At 64.1% G+C, this 259-nt stretch carries 1 protein-coding gene; it reads right to left on the minus strand.

Going from position 1 to position 259, the window contains the following annotated elements:
• Positions 1-259: hypothetical protein (locus ACNFBT_RS27205; protein ID WP_416753903.1), on the minus strand; the 259-nt coding region annotated here is incomplete at both ends.

Here is a 259-nt window from a genome sequence, read left to right on the forward strand (position 1 = left end):
GTCGATCACGTGAATGATGTCGCCCGGCTCGGCGCCGCCACCAGAAATCACCGGGGTGGTGTCGTTGGTCGAACCGTCCTTCGGTACGTCGATCAGGTGCGCCGGATCGTCATTATCGACGATCTTGTCGATGGTCGGGGCGGTCGGCGCGGTGGTGTCGATGTTGATCGGGTAGGGCTCCGACGGGCCACTCATGTTGCCGGCCGGGTCTTCCGCCTTGACGATGAAGTCGTGCTCGCCCTCGTCCAGGGCCTTGTCG

The sequence above is a fragment of the Pseudomonas sp. NY15181 genome (genome assembly GCF_048068055.1).
Classification (GTDB): Bacteria; Pseudomonadota; Gammaproteobacteria; order Pseudomonadales; family Pseudomonadaceae; genus Pseudomonas.